The 15,249-nt window shown below is 67.3% G+C and carries 13 protein-coding genes; 3 read left to right on the top strand and 10 right to left on the bottom strand.

Translation table 11 applies throughout. The annotated features are described in order from the left end of the window. Nucleotide 1 precedes the first annotated feature (1 nt). Both QRN25_RS03065 and QRN25_RS03060 read right to left on the bottom strand, forming a co-directional pair. Nucleotides 2–1,255, bottom strand: a complete 1,254-nt coding sequence (locus QRN25_RS03065) for an MFS transporter (RefSeq protein ID WP_285017395.1) — start codon at nucleotides 1,253–1,255, stop codon at nucleotides 2–4. A 129-nt stretch (nucleotides 1,256–1,384) separates the two neighbouring features. Beyond that, the gene (locus tag QRN25_RS03060; RefSeq protein WP_285017394.1) at nucleotides 1,385–2,932 is read right to left on the bottom strand and encodes a glycerol-3-phosphate dehydrogenase; all 1,548 of its coding nucleotides are present in this window, start codon (nucleotides 2,930–2,932) and stop codon (nucleotides 1,385–1,387) included. 170 nt (nucleotides 2,933–3,102) lie between these two features. Between QRN25_RS03060 and glpK the strand changes: the two genes are divergently transcribed. Further along, on the top strand, nucleotides 3,103–4,605 hold the full coding sequence (glpK, locus tag QRN25_RS03055; protein ID WP_285017392.1) for a glycerol kinase GlpK: 1,503 nt from the start codon (nucleotides 3,103–3,105) through the stop codon (nucleotides 4,603–4,605). A gap of 29 nt (nucleotides 4,606–4,634) precedes the next feature. On the opposite strand, the gene QRN25_RS03050 is transcribed toward glpK, so the two are convergent. The 5 genes from QRN25_RS03050 to QRN25_RS03030 are packed head-to-tail and all read right to left on the bottom strand — an operon-like array spanning nucleotide 4,635 to nucleotide 9,614. Then, complete coding sequence (locus QRN25_RS03050; protein WP_285017391.1) at nucleotides 4,635–5,594, bottom strand: fumarylacetoacetate hydrolase family protein; 960 nt, start codon at nucleotides 5,592–5,594, stop codon at nucleotides 4,635–4,637. 7 nt (nucleotides 5,595–5,601) lie between these two features. Beyond that, the gene (locus QRN25_RS03045; protein WP_285017390.1) at nucleotides 5,602–6,408 is read right to left on the bottom strand and encodes a cyclase family protein; all 807 of its coding nucleotides are present in this window, start codon (nucleotides 6,406–6,408) and stop codon (nucleotides 5,602–5,604) included. Further along, the gene (locus QRN25_RS03040; RefSeq protein ID WP_285017389.1) at nucleotides 6,405–7,562 is read right to left on the bottom strand and encodes an alpha/beta hydrolase family protein; all 1,158 of its coding nucleotides are present in this window, start codon (nucleotides 7,560–7,562) and stop codon (nucleotides 6,405–6,407) included. The genes QRN25_RS03045 and QRN25_RS03040 overlap by 4 nt, the downstream gene beginning before the upstream one ends. A 3-nt stretch (nucleotides 7,563–7,565) precedes the next feature. Continuing rightward, the gene (locus tag QRN25_RS03035; protein ID WP_285017388.1) at nucleotides 7,566–8,468 is read right to left on the bottom strand and encodes a VOC family protein; all 903 of its coding nucleotides are present in this window, start codon (nucleotides 8,466–8,468) and stop codon (nucleotides 7,566–7,568) included. An 18-nt stretch (nucleotides 8,469–8,486) separates the two neighbouring features. Next, nucleotides 8,487–9,614 carry an FAD-dependent oxidoreductase gene (locus tag QRN25_RS03030; protein ID WP_285017387.1) on the bottom strand — a complete coding sequence of 376 codons (1,128 nt, stop codon included), beginning with the start codon at nucleotides 9,612–9,614 and terminating at the stop codon, nucleotides 8,487–8,489. Between the two features lie 306 nt (nucleotides 9,615–9,920). Between QRN25_RS03030 and QRN25_RS03025 the strand changes: the two genes are divergently transcribed. Further along, on the top strand, nucleotides 9,921–10,925 hold the full coding sequence (locus tag QRN25_RS03025) for a sugar phosphate isomerase/epimerase family protein (RefSeq protein WP_285017386.1): 1,005 nt from the start codon (nucleotides 9,921–9,923) through the stop codon (nucleotides 10,923–10,925). Next, a complete protein-coding gene (locus tag QRN25_RS03020; RefSeq protein ID WP_285017385.1) occupies nucleotides 10,925–11,323 on the top strand; it encodes a C-glycoside deglycosidase beta subunit domain-containing protein in 399 nt (132 codons plus the stop codon). Before QRN25_RS03025 ends, QRN25_RS03020 begins: the two co-directional genes overlap by 1 nt. 34 nt (nucleotides 11,324–11,357) lie before the next feature. Here QRN25_RS03020 and QRN25_RS03015 read toward each other — a convergent pair whose 3' ends face one another. The 3 genes from QRN25_RS03015 to QRN25_RS03005 are packed head-to-tail and all read right to left on the bottom strand — an operon-like array spanning nucleotide 11,358 to nucleotide 15,135. Next, on the bottom strand, nucleotides 11,358–12,821 hold the full coding sequence (locus tag QRN25_RS03015) for an MFS transporter (protein WP_285017384.1): 1,464 nt from the start codon (nucleotides 12,819–12,821) through the stop codon (nucleotides 11,358–11,360). Further along, nucleotides 12,818–14,515 (bottom strand): GMC oxidoreductase, encoded by a 1,698-nt coding sequence (locus QRN25_RS03010; protein ID WP_285017383.1) that lies wholly within the window; start codon nucleotides 14,513–14,515, stop codon nucleotides 12,818–12,820. The genes QRN25_RS03015 and QRN25_RS03010 overlap by 4 nt, the downstream gene beginning before the upstream one ends. Then, on the bottom strand, nucleotides 14,515–15,135 hold the full coding sequence (locus tag QRN25_RS03005) for a gluconate 2-dehydrogenase subunit 3 family protein (RefSeq protein ID WP_285017382.1): 621 nt from the start codon (nucleotides 15,133–15,135) through the stop codon (nucleotides 14,515–14,517). Before QRN25_RS03005 ends, QRN25_RS03010 begins: the two co-directional genes overlap by 1 nt. Nucleotides 15,136–15,249 lie beyond the last annotated feature (114 nt).

Here is a 15,249-nt window from a genome sequence, read left to right as displayed (position 1 = left end):
CTTACTCCGAAACGGCGGAGCGCAGGCGGCCGATCATGGCGATCAGCACGGCCGCGCCGAGAAGGTCGAAAACCGAAAGGCAGGCAAACAGCGGAGCATAGCCGACACTGTCGGCCAGCTGCCCGATCAGCAGCGAGAACAGCAGGCCGCCGAGCCAGCCCGCCTGTCCGACGAAGCCATTGGCGGTGCCCACTTCCTCGGGCGAGAAGACGTCGGCGCTCAGCGTGTTGATCAGCACCGAGATGATCTGGTGCGCGAAGCCGCCGACGCAGAACAGGGCGATCGCGGTGTAGGGATCGGCGGCAAGACCGATGCAGCCCGGCGCGATCATCAGCACGGCAGCAAGGCTGATCGCCGTGACGCGCGAGGGGATCAGGCTCATGCCGAAGCGCTTCATGAAGAACGGCGAGAGGTAGCCACCCAGCACGCCGCCGAGGTCGGCCGCTAGGAACGGCAGCCAGGCGAACAGCGCGATCTGCTTGATGTCCATGCCGCGCTCGTGCGCCAGATAGAGCGGAATCCAGAAGCTGAAAGTCTGCCACGCGGGCTCGGCCAGGAAGCGCGGGATGGCGATAGACCAGAAACGCGGGCTGGAGACGATCTCCTTCGCCGAGGCGCGGCGGGCGGGCGCGACCGGGCGGTCATGCTCGATATAGGCGCGCTCTTCCGGGGTGATTGCCCAGTGCTTCTGCGGGGAGCGGTAAAGGCGATACCAGCCGTAGGCCCAGAACAGCCCGACCCCGCCGGTGACGAGGAAAGCCGCGCGCCAGTCGGCGGCGAGCGAGACCGCGATGACCAGCGGCGGCGCGATCAGCGCGCCGAGCGAGGTGCCTGCGTTGAACCAGCCGGTGGCGACCGAGCGCTCCTTGGCCGGGAACCATTCGGCGATGGCTTTCATGCCAGAGGGGATCGCGGCAGCCTCGCTCATCCCCAGCAAACCGCGGAAAAAGGCGAGGCCCATCCAGCCGCCCGCGAAGGCGTGGGCCATGTTGGCGATCGACCATGCGGCGGCGAAGAGCGCGAAGCCGATCTGCAGCCCCACCCGGTCGACGATCCAGCCGCAGACCGGCTGCATGATCGTGTAGGCCAGTTGGAAGGCGCCGACGATGTAGCTGTACTGCTGCGTCGAGATATGCAGCACGTTCGTCAGTTCGGGAGCCAGCGCGCCGAGCGAATTGCGGGCGAGGTAGTTCAGGATCGTGCCGACGCAGATCAGCGCGACGATCCACCAGCGCAAGTTGCGCACGGTTCTCACTGCCTCGCTCCGCTGGCCCGCGTCCGGATTCCGACCGCCTTCATGCTCTGTCTCCCAAGATTCTTATCGTTGATTAGTCGCGGAAAACCGCCATGTCCAGAGAGGTCTTACCATTTTGGGCAGGCCACATCACGACCATGCAGCAAGGTGTTCATCGAGCGCGGATTCGACCGATTTGTCGAGTTTCAGGCCGAGTTTGGAGCGCCGGAACAGCACGTCGTGGCCGGTCCGCGCCCACTCGTGGCGGGCCAGATAATCGACCTCGGCGGCGTAGAGGTCGCCGCCGAAATGGTGGCCGAGTCCCGCCACGTCGCGCGCGTCTCCGAGCAGGGTGGCGACGCGGGTGCCGTAGGCGCGGGCGAAGCGGCGCAGGAGGGCGGCGGGGAGGCCCGGGCGCTGGGCAATCAGGGTCGCGGCGAAGCGTTCGAAGTCCGCTTCGGGCATGTCGCCGCCGGGCAGGATCGCACCGCTGGTCCAGGCGCGGGATTGCGGCGAAAGGAGCGGGGCGAGCTTTTCCATCGCGTGCTCCGCCAGCTTGCGATAAGTGGTGATCTTGCCGCCGAAGATGTTGAGCATCGGCGCGCGGCCGTCCTCCGCATCGAGGTCGAGCACGTAGTCGCGGGTGACCGCCGAGGCGCTGCTGGCGCGGTCGTCGTAGAGCGGGCGAATTCCGGCGTAGCTCCAGACCAGATCGCTCTCGCCGACCGGGCGGGTGAAGTAGCGCGCCACGGTATCGAGCAGGTAGCGCGTCTCGCCTTCCGAGATCGCGGCGGCGCCGGGGGCTTCGTGCCAGGCTTCGTCGGTGGTGCCGACGAGGGTGAATTCGCCCTGGTAGGGGATCGCGAAAACCACACGTTTATCAGGGTTTTGCAGCAAGAATGCGTGGTCGCCTTCGTAAAGGCGCGGGACGACGATGTGGCTGCCCTTGATCAGCCTGACACCGCGGTCGCTGCGGCCATCGGGCACGCGGGTGATCACGTCGGCTACCCATGGACCTGCCGCGTTCACGAGGGCGCGGGCGCGGATCTTGCGCTCTCCGCGCGCGTCGGAAATCGTCGCGGTCCAGAGGCCGTCGGAGCGCTCGGCGGAGACGAGGCAGGTGCGGGTGCAGATGCGGGCGCCGCGAGTTTCAGCGTCCATTGCGTTGAGGACGACGAGGCGGCTGTCCTCTACCCAGCAGTCCGAATAGACGAAGGCTTTTGCGCCGGATTTCAATCCATTACCGCGCGGGTCACGGTCCAGCTTGGCGATCGTGCGGGTGGCGGGGAGGACCTTGCGACCGCCGAGGTGGTCGTAGAGAAACAGCCCCAGCCGCACCAGCCAGGCGGGGCGCGGGCTGTTGACTTGCGGCAGCACGAAGGACAGCGGCCAGATGATGTGCGGGGCCATGGACAGCAGCCGCTCGCGCTCGATCAGGGCCTCGCGGACCAGTCGGAATTCGCCATATTCGAGGTAACGCAGGCCGCCGTGGATCAGCTTGGTGCTGGCCGAGGAGGTGTGCTGCGCAAGGTCCTCCTTCTCCACCAGAAGCACCGAAAGTCCGCGCCCTGCCGCGTCCCGGGCGATGCCCGCACCGTTGATGCCGCCACCGACGACCAGCAGATCGTACGTGCACTCGGCGGCACTCAACGGCACACAAGCGGTATCCAGCGGCACGGAACTGTCCGAAGAAGGCATTCGACATCCTCTTTCACGGGCCATCGCGGCACTCCCGCCGAGCGACGCTCTAACCATCATCCCGTTCGGGCGATTGACGCCGTGCTCTATATGAGTAGTAGATTGGCCTTACCAGAAGAAAAATATCTGTTCGAGTCAACTGACCTCAATGCCGCGTGGAGAGATGTCCAGTGCCAGCCGATTCGTATATCCTCGCCATCGACCAAGGCACGACCTCGACCCGCAGCATCGTCTTCGATGCGCAGGGCCGTCCGCTCGCCACCGCGCAGCGCGAATTCGCCCAGCACTATCCCGAGGACGGCTGGGTCGAACATGATCCGGAGGACATCTGGCGCGACGTCGTCGCCACCGTCGGCGAGGCCATCGCCGAGGCGGGCATCACCGCCGCCGACCTCGCCGCCATCGGCATCACCAACCAGCGCGAGACGGTGGTGGTCTGGGACCGCGCGACCGGAGAGCCGATCCACCGCGCCATCGTCTGGCAGGACCGGCGCACTGCCCGCACGTGCGCGCAGCTGCGCGAGGCCGGGCACGAGGCCATGGTGCGCGCGCGGACCGGCCTGCTGCTCGACCCGTACTTCTCCGGCACCAAGGTCGCCTGGATTCTCGACGCGGTGGAGGGCGCGCGCGGGCGGGCGGAGCGCGGCGACCTGGCCTTCGGGACGATCGACAGCTTCCTGCTCTGGCGCCTGACCGGCGGCGCGGTCCACGCCACCGACGTCACCAACGCGGGCCGCACCCTGCTCTACGACATCCACGCGCAGCGCTGGGACGAGGACCTCTGCGCCCTGCTGCGCGTGCCCATGGCGATGCTGCCTCAGGTGGAGGACAGCAGCCACGTCTTCGGGCAGACGCTGCCCGAACTGTTCGGCGCCCCGGTCACGCTGGCGGGCATCGCCGGAGACCAGCAGGCGGCGCTGGTCGGGCAGGCCTGCTTCGCGCCCGGCACCGTCAAGTCGACCTACGGCACCGGCTGCTTCGTACTGCTCAACACCGGCGAGACGGCGGTGACCTCCGAGCACGGAATGCTGACGACGCCCGCCTACCGCATCGGCGGGCGCATGACATACGCGCTGGAGGGCTCGATCTTCGCGGCGGGCGCGGCGGTGAAATGGCTGCGCGACGGGCTCGGCATCATCACGCACGCCCGCCAGACCGACGACATGGCGACGCGCATCGCCGACAACCACGGCGTCTACATGGTCCCCGCCTTCGTCGGCCTCGGCGCCCCGCACTGGGACCCGGAAGCGCGCGGCACGATCGTCGGCCTGACGTTCGACACCGAACCCGCCCACCTCGCCCGGGCCGCACTGGAGGCGGTCGCCTACCAGACGCTCGATCTGATCGAGGCGATGATCGCCGACAGCGGCACACGCCCATCGGCCATCCGGGTGGACGGCGGCATGGCGGCCAATGCCTGGCTGTGCCAGTTCCTCGCCGACATACTGCGCATCCCGGTGGAACGCCCCGCGCATCTCGAGACGACCGCTTTGGGTGCTGCCTTCCTCGCCGGGCTTGCGGTCGGCGTCTGGCCGGATACGCAGGCCATCGCCGCAGCCCGGAGCGAGAAGACGTGTTACCTGCCGTCCATGCCGGACGACGTCCGCGACCGCCTGCTGGCGGGATGGCGCCGGGCACTGGCGGCTGCGACGGTCAGGCTGGAAGCCGCCTGACTCCTACAGCACCGGAAAAGGGAGGTACCTCAGACGCGCGAGACGGTCTGGTCTATCGCGCCGAATGGCGCACCGCCGTCCGCCGCCAGAGCTTCCATGCGAATCCTGTCGCCATAGGCCATGAACGGCGTGGAGGGCTTGCCGTCGCGGATCATCTCGATGGCCCGCACTTCGGAGATGCAGCTGGAACCGACTTCTGCATAATCCGGGTTGGACACCGTGCCCGAACCGATGATCGTGCCCGCGACCAGATCGCGCGTGCGAGCGGCGTGGGCCACCAGTTCGTGAAAGCCGAAGTCCATGGCGCCGCCGCTCGCCCGGCCGAAGCGCTTGCCGTTCCAGTCGATCTGCAGGTCCATGCAGACACGCCCGTCGCGCCATGCCGCGCCGAGCGCATCGGGCGTGACGGCGAAAGGTGCCATCGAGCAGGCCGGCTTGGCCTGGACCCAGCCGAAACCGGTCTTCATCTCGATCGGCGCGATCGCGCGCAGCGACCAGTCGTTGATCTGGACCACCAGCCGGATGTGGCCGAGCGCCTGCTGCGGCGTCACCCCCATCGGCACCGCATCGACGATGACGCCGAATTCGCCCTCGAAGTCGATGCCGTCGGCTTCGCTGGGGAACGCCGCCGGGTCGGCGGGACCGAGAAAACGGTCGGACATGCCCTGGTACATCAGGGGACGGTCGGTCTCGATAGGCGGCAGGTTGAAGGCGATCTGCATGAGTTCGCCGTGTGTGCCGAACGCCGAACCGTCGAGCCACTGCCACGAACGCGGGAGCGGCGCGCGCAGAAGCGCGGGGTCGAGCGGATCGCCCTCTCCCGCTGCGAGCCGGGCGGCAAGATCGCGCAGCAGCGCTTCCGCATCCGTCCAGTCCTCCATCGCGCCCAGCAGGTTGGGGATTGACGCAGCAAGGCAGCGCGCGCCGTCGTGCGAAACCACGACGAGGCGGCCGTCCGCCGTCCCGTCTGCAAGCGTTGCGAGGCGCATTGCGGGCTCAGTCCTCGATGATGGCGACGGCGCGGGTCCAGCCCGCCGAAGCACCCTTGATCTTGTGCGGGAAGCAGCTGACGGTGAAGCCGTGCGGCGGCAATGCCTCAAGGTTGTGCAGCTTTTCGAGGTGGCAGTAGCCGATGTCGCGCCCGGCCTTGTGGCCCTCCCAGATCAGCGAGGTGTCGCCGGTCTCCTGCACTTTCTTCGCGGTATGCGCGAAAGGCGCGTCCCATGACCAGGCGTCGGTGCCGGTGACGCGCACACCCCGCTCGGTCAGGTACATCGTCGCCTCGTAGCCCATGCCGCAGCCGACGTTCACGAAGTCCGGCCGCCCGAGCGCCTTGCCCGCCGCCGTGTTGACGAGAACGATGTCGAGCGGCTGCAGGTCATGGCCGATCCGCGCGAGTTCCGCCTCGACTTCGGCGGCGGTGACCACATGGCCGTCCGGCAGGTGGCGGAAGTCCAGCTTCACCCCGCGCTGGAAGCACCATTCCAGCGGCACTTCGTCGATGGTGATCGAGCGTTCGGGCTCGCCGTCCCTGCCGTTCATGGTCGGGTGGAAATGGTAGGGCGCGTCGAGATGCGTGCCGCTGTGCGTCGTCAGCTTCACCCATTCGGAGGCCGCGAAACCGGCGCCGTCAGGGGTGTCGTCGGCCGTAACGCCGGGGAAGAACATGTCCAGTTCGCCCGCCGTGTCCATGTGGTTCTGGTAGGTGATCTCGGGCTTGAGGAACGGCGGGTCGCTGACCACGTCGTTGCACAGCGTGATCGAGAGGTCGATGAACTGCCTGTTGGCACTACGGGGGCTCATGCGGTTGCTCCTCCAAGCGTTTCGGCGAACCAGTCGGAGATCAGGTCGCGGCCATATGCCATGTTGTCGGCGCCGACGTGCTCGACCCCGCCTTCGCGCGGGGTGAAGATCACTTTCTCGCGCCGGGGCGAGTTGACGAGCTGGTCATAAAGGTCGTCGGCGTAGGCGACGCTGATCTGGCGGTCCTGCGCACCATGGGTAACCAGGAACGGAACCCTGATGCCGTCCATATGGCCGTTGAGGTTCATCGCCCCGGATTTGGCGAGGAAGTCTTCCTGACCCTCGGCCCCGAAGGCCCAGTGGACGTGCGCCCAGTAGTGCGGCACCGGGTTCTCGCCCTCGCGCGACATGCGCTTGTCCTGCACCTCGCGCCAGTTATGGTTGGCGCCCCAGACCGCGCCGCTGGCGAAGCGCGGCTCGTAGGCGACGGCGCGCGGCGCGAAGTGACCGCCGAGCGAGATGCCGGTCATGCCGATGGCCTCGGGATCGACTTCGGGCTGCTGCTCCAGCCAGTCCACCGCCTTGCTCGCCCAGCTTTCGGAATGCGGGTCGACCGGCAGGCTCTGCAAGCGCAGCGCCTCGCCGGAGCCGGGCTGGTCGACGCAAAGGGTGGAGATGCCGCGCCGCGCCAGTTCTTCAGGGAGCCGGGTCCAGTAGAGCAGCTCCTTGCAGCTATCGAGGCCGTTGCAGAACACCACCACGGGCTTGCGGCCCGATCCGGGAGCGCGGGTGAACAACGCGGGCATGGTGCCCTGTTCCAGCGGTATTTCGACGCGCTCGCGGTTCAGCTTGCCCAGCGCGGTCGAGCGGTCGAACGCCTCGCGCGCCTTCGCGTAAGTCGCCTCGCGTCCCGGTGCGCCGTGGCCCTGCATGCGCTCCGCCGTGATCAGGTAGAGCGAGGCGCGTTCCAGCTTGCTGGAGGCAGAGAAGGCGCGGCCCTTCGCCTCGTCCTCGGCGGCGAGATCGAGCAGCTTGTCGCCCATCGCCGCCCATGCCTTCATGAACTGCGGCGTGCCCGCGTCCGCGCCGCTGTCGGCCGCGTCACGGATCGGCTTGCACATGTCGATGATCTCGCCGAGCTGCGCGCCCGATTCCATCGCGATCGCGACCGAGAGGTTCCAGATGTAGTTCGGGAAGTATTCGAAGAGGGCCACCTGTCACACCTCCGCCGGCTGGAACAGCTTCGCGTCGGGCCTGGGGTGCGGCATCGTCTGGGGACCGCCGACGCCGATGCTCCACTGGTCCATGACCAGCGGCGCGGGCACGTGGACCTTGTGGACGTGGTTCTCGAAGTCCACGTCCTCCAGTTCGGAAGTATACTCGACCGCGAAGCCGCCCGGCGTCACGAAGTAGCTGAAGGTGTTGTTGCCCGCCGTGTGGCGGCCCGGCCCCCAGCGAATGTCGGTGCCGTGCTGCTTGAGGCGGTGGGCACCGCGGAACATGTCGTCCACCGTCAGCATGTCGTAGGCGACGTGGTTGAGGCACGGCGGTCCGGGCAGGATGGCGACGCGGTGGTGCGCCTCGTTGCAGCGCAGGAAGCACATGAAGTCGCCCAGCCAGTCGCTCACCTTGAAGCCCAGCACCTCGGTGAAGAAGCGCACCAGCCCCTGATGGTCGGGCGAGTGGACGACGATGTGGCTGATCTTCACCGGCATGCCTTCCCAGCGCTCCATCGCCCGCTTGGCAGAGCGCGCGACTTCGGCGGAAATCTCGAAGGGCAGGCCGTCGGGCGAGAAGAAGCGGAAGCCGTAGCCGCCGCCTGGCGCATCGAGATCGCGCGGGGTATGGACGACCCGGCAGCCCGCCTGGGCGACCTTGTCGTGCAGGGTATCGACATCCTCGCGGGTGTCGGCGGCGAAGGCGATCACCTCGACGTGGTTGGCGTCCGACTTGTGCAACCGCACGACGTGATGCTCGTCATGGCCGTGGGTCTTGAACCACGCCATCTGGTCATCACCGGCCACTTCGACGAGGCCCCAGTCGTTGGTGTAGAAAGCGCGTTCGGCGTCGAAATCCTCGACGCCATATCCGACATAACGGATCTCGGTCACTCGGGTCATGGGTCTGTCCTTGCCTGATCAGATAGCTTGCGAGACGACCGCGAACATCTCTGCGGTGGCCTTGTGGTTGTCGACTTGCGGGCCTTTGCCGATCTGGCCGTGGCAGATCTCCAGCGACTTCTCGACGATGTAGCGGCAGCGTTCGTAGCGGCGCTCGCGGTAGGCGGCGAAGGCGGCTTCCGGCGCGTCGCTGCGGCCCAGTTCTTCGGCGAGCACGAGCGCATCCTCGATCGCCATCCCGGCGCCCTGCCCCAGATGCGGCGTCGTCGCGTGGACCGCGTCGCCGAGCAGGACCACGCGGCCCTTGTGCCAGGGACCTTGGACCATCAACCCCTCCAGCGGGCGATAGACCACGCCCGCATCGTCGGTGATCTGCTCAGCCAGCGCCCGGATCTGCGGTGCGGCATTCGCCAGCTTGCCGCGCATCGCGGCGGCAAGACCCTCCCGCGGATAGTGCGGATTGCCCGGTTCGGGGCTGGTCGCGAAGAGGTACATCGCCTCGGCACTCATCGGCACCAGGCCGACACCCACGGGGCCGTTGTAGACATGCAGCGCATCAAGATCGGCGGGACGCGGGAAGTTGTAGCGCCACACCCCCTGCCCGGTGAATTCCGGGGCGGCGGCGCCCGGCAGGATCGCCTCGCGCGTCTGCGAATAGACCCCATCGGCACCCACCACGATGTCGAAGCGTTCCGCGCTGCCGTCCGAGAAGCTGACGGCCACACCCCCGCTATCATCGGCGCCGTCATCCTCAAGCACAGTCGCGGTAACGCCCAGCCGGATCGCCGCGCCAAGCGCCTTCGCGCTGTCGCCGAGCACCTTCTGCAGCGCGCGGCGGCCGATGCCGACATTGGCGGGCTTGCCCGGCACGAGGCTCGGCGCCGGAACCCGCGCGACGCGCTCGCCGGAGGGCACGTAGATCTCCACTGCATCGAAGCCGCAGGCCGCGTCGAGGAATGCGTCGAGCACGCCGAGCTGGTCCATCGCCCGCACCACGTTGGCCTGCTGGATGATGCCTACCCCGTAGACCGACCACTCCGGGTCACGCTCGATCACCGTCAGCCGGTGGCCCGCGCGGCCGAGCGCGATCGCGGCGGACAGGCCGCCGATGCCGCCCCCGATGATCAGGACGTTCAGGTCATGCATGGCGGGCGCCCGCCCTCGTTGCAGTACCATGGGCAGTATCATCGATTGGCCGCATGTTTCTCTCCCGGGCTCATGGTCCGAACCGGCGCGGCTTTGCGCCCCGCGTTTGCAAATTAGAACGATATTTCTAATTATCGATTCCGGAGACGTCAAGAGATTGACAGCGCCCCGATCCGAGTCCAAATACGAATTTCTATTCTAATATGGACGGCCGCAACGCCGCGTATCCGGGAGAAGCGACGGGCCGCACGGGCCGGAAGCGCTTTCGTATGCCGCTGCGAAACGGCCCATTCGAAAGGGGCCACAATGTCCAAGATTGAGCGGGGCGTGAGCCTCTACAGTTTCCAGGAGGAGATGTTCCTGGGCCGGATGAGCGTGGAGGACGTCGTCGCCTTCGCCGCGTCGATCGGCGCACCGGGCATCGAGATCCTGCCCGAGCAGAACATGCCGACGTTCCCGAACATCACCGATGCGCAACTGGGCGAGTGGCAGGACATGCTGGCCCGTCACGGCGCGCATTTCACCTGCTACGACATGTTCCTCGACACCAAGCTGCGCAAGGGCGAGGTCCTGTCCGACGAGGAACAGGTCGAGAGCATCCGGCGCGACCTCGTGCTCTGCAACCGCCTCGGCATCCGCAACATGCGCGTGCTGATCTTCGTGCGTCCCGACATCCTCGAGAAGTGCGTGCCTTATGCCGAACAGCTAGACGTCCACATGGGCGTCGAGGTCCATGCGCCCTGGCATCTGGAACATGCGTGGATCCTGCGCACGATCGACGTCGCCGACCGCCTCGGCACGCAGCACCTCGGCATCCTGCCCGACATGGGCGTGTTCATGAAGCACTACCCACCCGAATTCCGCGCCCGGTTCGAGCGGCAGGGCGCCCGCCCCGAAATCGCGCAGTTCATCGTCGACCAGCACGAACAGAAGATCATGTGCGAATACACGATCTACGAAGTCGCGGTGAAGATGGGCGGCAACAAGGCCGAGATCGCCATGGCCGAGACGCTGCGCCATGCACCTTACGCGAACCCCAGGCGGATCAAGGACTACGCCCCCTATTTCCGCCATATCCAGGCCAAGTTCTACGGCATGACGCAGGACTGCACCGACCCGACGATCGCCTACGACGAAGTGATCCCCGAACTGGTGAAGTGCGGCTGGGAAGGCACGCTTTCCAGCGAATACGAAGGCAACCGCTGGATCCAGGACGTCGAGGAGGTGGACAGCCGCGAGCAGGTGCGCCGCCAGCACGTCATGTTCGAAAACCTCATCGCCAAGGCGGAAAGCCGGCTGGAGATCGCCTGATGTTCGACAAGTACCTGATCGACGCCGCCAGCCTGCGCAACACCGGCCCGGCGGACGCCCCCACGGGCTTCGCCTTCGAGGCCAAGCTCGGCTACTACCGCGGCCTCGGCCTTTCGATGATCGAGAAGCTGGACGTGTCCATCGACGGCGAGCCCCTTGCCCGCGAAGCCGTGCGTTTCGATGAAGGCGGCGGCCGCACGGGGGGCACCCTGACGCTGGACGAGATGGAACTGGCCTACGACCGCCGCTGGCCCTTCGGCACACCCGCGACGATTCTCGTCGACCATCCCGGCGGCTTCCCGGCGGGCGAGCACGAACTCACGCTGCTCCAGCAGTTGCGGGTGTCCTACCTGCCGTTCCCCTCGATCAACACCGACCGCAAGACGGTATCGATCTGACGTTGAAAGGGGCGGCTCAGCCGCCCCTTTCCATTCAAGCGTCGTGCTCCGGGAACAGTCTTGCGGGCAAACGCAGGGCCAGCAGCAGGCACGCCGCCAGCAACACCTCGATGACCGCGATGGCGGGCCACACCGCGCCCACCTCTCCGCGCGGCGCTCCGGCGAAGAAGGCCGTGCCGACCACCGCGATGCCCAGCGCCATGCCGAGTTCCTGCACGGTCTTGATCAGCCCGCTTGCCGCCCCGGCATGGCGCGTATCGACCCGTGCCAGCATCACCGGGGTCAAAGGCCCGGTGGTCATGCCCATGCCGGTGCCCGCCAGCGCCAGACAGGGCAGCGCCCATGCCCAAGGGCTGGCCAAAGCACTGGCCCAAGCACTGGCACAGCCGATCCACCCCAGCGAGCCACCCGCGAACAGCGCCATGAGCCCGGCCCCCAGCACCAGCACGCCTTTGCCCCGGCTCATCAGCAGCTTGCGGCCAAGGAACGCGATGCCCAGCATCACGCCCACGCTGAAGGGAATGTGCAACAGCCCGGTCTGCAAGGGCGAATAGCCCAGCAGCTTCTGCGCTCCGAACGCGAAGACGAACAGGAACCCGCCGGTCGCCGCACCGAACAGCAGCGCGATCGCGAGGCCCAGCGCGAACTGCGGCTCGGCGAAAAGCTCCGGCGCGAACAGGGCCGCGGTGCCTCTGGCGGCCCGCGCGCGGGTGCGGCGCCAGACCAGCGCCAGCAGCACGGGCGCGGCGGCCAGCAGCGCGAAGTGCCACACCTGCCAGCCGAAGTCCGCGCCCCGCACCAGCGGAACCAGCAGCGCCGCCATCGCGCCCGCGAACAGCAGCGTCCCGGCAAGATCGACGCCTCGCGCGTTCGACGATCGCGCATCCGGCAGCAGCCTCCAGCCGACCACCATCGCGCAGAGGCCGACCGGCGCGTTGATCAGGAACACGCTGCGCCAGCCCAGCCCGAACAGGTCGGCATGGATCAGCAGCCCGCCCAGAATCGGCCCGCAAATCGCCGAGAGCCCGCCGATCACGCCCACCCATGCCAGCTTGGCGACGCGCTCCAGCGGCTCGAACAGCACTTGCACCAATGCCATGACCTGCGGCGCCATCATCGCGCCCGCCGATCCTTGCAGCACGCGCGCGGCGATGAGCTGGTCGGGGCTTCCCGAAAGGCCGCAGAAAATCGAAGCCAGCGTGAAGCCGCCGACCCCGCCGACGAACAGCCGCCGGTAACCCCACGAATCGCCCAGCCGTCCGCCCAGCATCAGCAGCAGCGCGAAGGCGAGCGAATAGCCCGCCGCCACCCACTGCGCCTGCGCGGCCATCGCGCCGAAATCGCGCTCGATCACCGGCAGCGCGGTGTTGACGATCGTGACGTCGACGATCTCCAGCACCAGCGCCACCATCAGCGTCAGGTAAGCGAGCGACTTCTGCCGCTCGCTGAGGCCCGAACCATGCTTCACCGCTGGCGGCGGCGGCACATCGGGCGTCAAATCGCCCCTTCCCGAAGCATCTTCACCGCCGCATCGCAGGCCCGTGCGGTCAGCGCCATATACGTCAGCGAAGGGTTCTGGCAGGCCGACGAGCTCATCTGCGCGCCGTCGGTGACGAACAGGTTCGGCACGTCATGCGCCTGGCTCCAGCGGTTGAGCACCGAAGTCCGGGGATCCCAGCCCATCCGCGCGCCGCCCATCTCGTGGATCGAGGTACCGCCGTGGCCCGGCCGGTCGAAGCCCATGACGACGTGGCCGCCCGCCGCCGTCAGCATCGCCGCCGCCTCGGTCTTCGCGTCGGACAGCGCGGCGAGTTCCTCCCTGCCGTGCTCGAAGGCGATCTCCAGCTGGCGCACGCCGCGCGGGTCGGTGCGGTTGCTCAAGGTCAGGCGGTTGCTGGCGCGCGGCATCGAATCGGCGAAGACCACCAGCACCATCGTCCAGGGACCGATATCGTGCAGCTCGTCCTTGTAGGCACTTCCGATGCCCGCCATGCGCTTGCCGCGCGTCCACGTGCCCTGCAGCGCGCCGCCCTGAAACGAATAGCCGCGCGTGAAGCCCTTGCCGTCCATCGTCTCCAGATTGCGGAAACGCGGGATGACGATGCCGGTCGGACGGTTGCCGAACGTGGTGCGCCCCTCGAACCCGGGCATCACCGCCATGCCCGCCATCGTGTTGGCGTGGTCCATGATATGCGTCCCCAGCACGCCGCTGGAATTGGCGAGGCCACGAGGCATCGCCTCGCTCGCCGAATTGAGCATCAGGTGGACCGAGTTGAACGCGCCCGCATTGAGGAACACGATCCGCGAGTGCGCCTGCCGCCCCTCGCCCGTCTTCGTGTCGATCCAGTGGACGCCGGTGACTCGCTTCGTCGCCGGATCGTAGTCCAGCTTGTGCACCTGCGCGTCGGTCACCACCGTCAACCGCCCGGTCTTTTGCGCCGCCGGCAACGTCGCCGACTGGGTCGAGAAGTAAGCGCCGTAGGAGCAGCCGCGCGCGCAGATGCTGCGATACTGGCAATGCCCGCGGCCCTGTTCGGGGCGCGCTTCGGTGAGGTTGGCGGTGCGCCCGATCGTCATGACGCGGTCGGGGTATTTCGCAAGGATGCGCTCGCGGGTCGCCTGCTCGACGCAGTTGAGTTCCATCGGCGGCAGGAAGCGCCCGTCGGGCAACTGCGCCAGCCCCTCCGCCGCGCCCGACACGCCGACGAACTCCTCGACCCGGTCGTACCACGGCGCGAGTTCGGCGTAGCGGATCGGCCAGTCGGTGCCGAAGCCGTCGCGCTTGTTGGCGCCGAAATCGTAGTCCGACCAGCGATAGCACTGGCGCCCCCAGGTCAGCGAGCGACCGCCCAGCTGGTACGAGCGGAACCAGTCGAAATCCTTGCCCGGCGCCTTCTGGTAAGGCTCCTGCGCATCGTTGACGAAGTGGCCTTGCGTAAATTCGTTGAAGTGCCGGTTGAGCATCTGCACCGGGTATTCGCGCGCATAGAGCGCTGCGTCGCCCTGCCCGCGAAACTCCATGTCCCACGGAGACTTTGTCTCTGTCTCGTAGTCGACCTGATGCTCGATCTTGCGGCCACGCTCGATCATCAGGACGGTAAGGCCCGCCTCGGTCAGTTCCTTGGCCGCCCAGCCGCCGGTGATGCCAGAGCCGACGACGATCGCGTCGAATTGCGTGTTGTTGCCCGTCATCAACCGAAATCCACTGCCGTCCAGTCACTGGAGAATGCCCGCATGCCGGGCGTGATCGGAATGTCCCACTCCCACTTGCCGGGAACGAGATCGTAGCGCAGCTCCTGCGATCCGCCCGCCTCGCTGGTGTAGTAGCCGGTCAGGATCAGCCCCTTGATCGCGGTCCACGGCGAGAAGACGGCGGCTTGTGCGAACGCCTCCGCATCCAGCGCGGAGAGAAGCTCGGCCCTGCGTTCGCGCGGCTGGCGCAGGAAGTCGCCGCCCGCAGCCCGGTCCAGCGCCTGCTCCAGCCATGCCAGATGACGCAGCGATCCGTCCCGGCGGCGGAACGGCACGAGCGCCGCCGTCACCATCTCGGCAGCCATCGGCGCCCGCGTCCCGCTCAACCCATGGGCGAGGGCAAGAACCACGAAGTCGCCCACGCCGACATCGCGGGCGCCGGGCGTATCGGTGCGCGGGATGACGAGGTCGGACACCTCGGCCATCAGGCTGCGCTGACGGTCGCTCGGCGCGTCCTCGGCGGCAAGATCGGTGAGCTTCACCGCTGCCGCCGGAATGCCCAGCGCCAGCGCGAACAGCGCCACACCGCCCGCGAAATCGCGGCGCGTCCACCCGCTCATGCGCATCGCTCCCGCAAGGCCGCACCGCTGTATGTCATGTCCATTCGTAAACGCCGCCTCATCCGCACCATCGCCCATTTTTATAATTATCATTCTAATTTTTGAATGGCACGT

The sequence above is a fragment of the Novosphingobium sp. fls2-241-R2A-195 genome, from assembly GCF_030209485.1.
Taxonomy (GTDB): Bacteria; Pseudomonadota; Alphaproteobacteria; order Sphingomonadales; family Sphingomonadaceae; genus Novosphingobium; species Novosphingobium resinovorum.
Note: the sequence above shows the minus strand (reverse complement) of the source record. Positions and strands in the feature narration are given on the sequence as shown.

Coding starts and splice junctions, on each gene's coding strand:
- QRN25_RS03010 (WP_285017383.1), bottom strand. CDS start 14,515: ATGACGGGCAACAACACGCAATTCGACGCGATCGTCGTCGGCTCTGGC.
- QRN25_RS03035 (WP_285017388.1), bottom strand. CDS start 8,468: ATGACCCGAGTGACCGAGATCCGTTATGTCGGATATGGCGTCGAGGAT.
- QRN25_RS03005 (WP_285017382.1), bottom strand. CDS start 15,135: ATGAGCGGGTGGACGCGCCGCGATTTCGCGGGCGGTGTGGCGCTGTTC.
- QRN25_RS03060 (WP_285017394.1), bottom strand. CDS start 2,932: ATGCCTTCTTCGGACAGTTCCGTGCCGCTGGATACCGCTTGTGTGCCG.
- QRN25_RS03020 (WP_285017385.1), top strand. CDS start 10,925: ATGTTCGACAAGTACCTGATCGACGCCGCCAGCCTGCGCAACACCGGC.
- QRN25_RS03030 (WP_285017387.1), bottom strand. CDS start 9,614: ATGCATGACCTGAACGTCCTGATCATCGGGGGCGGCATCGGCGGCCTG.
- QRN25_RS03025 (WP_285017386.1), top strand. CDS start 9,921: ATGTCCAAGATTGAGCGGGGCGTGAGCCTCTACAGTTTCCAGGAGGAG.
- QRN25_RS03045 (WP_285017390.1), bottom strand. CDS start 6,408: ATGAGCCCCCGTAGTGCCAACAGGCAGTTCATCGACCTCTCGATCACG.
- QRN25_RS03050 (WP_285017391.1), bottom strand. CDS start 5,594: ATGCGCCTCGCAACGCTTGCAGACGGGACGGCGGACGGCCGCCTCGTC.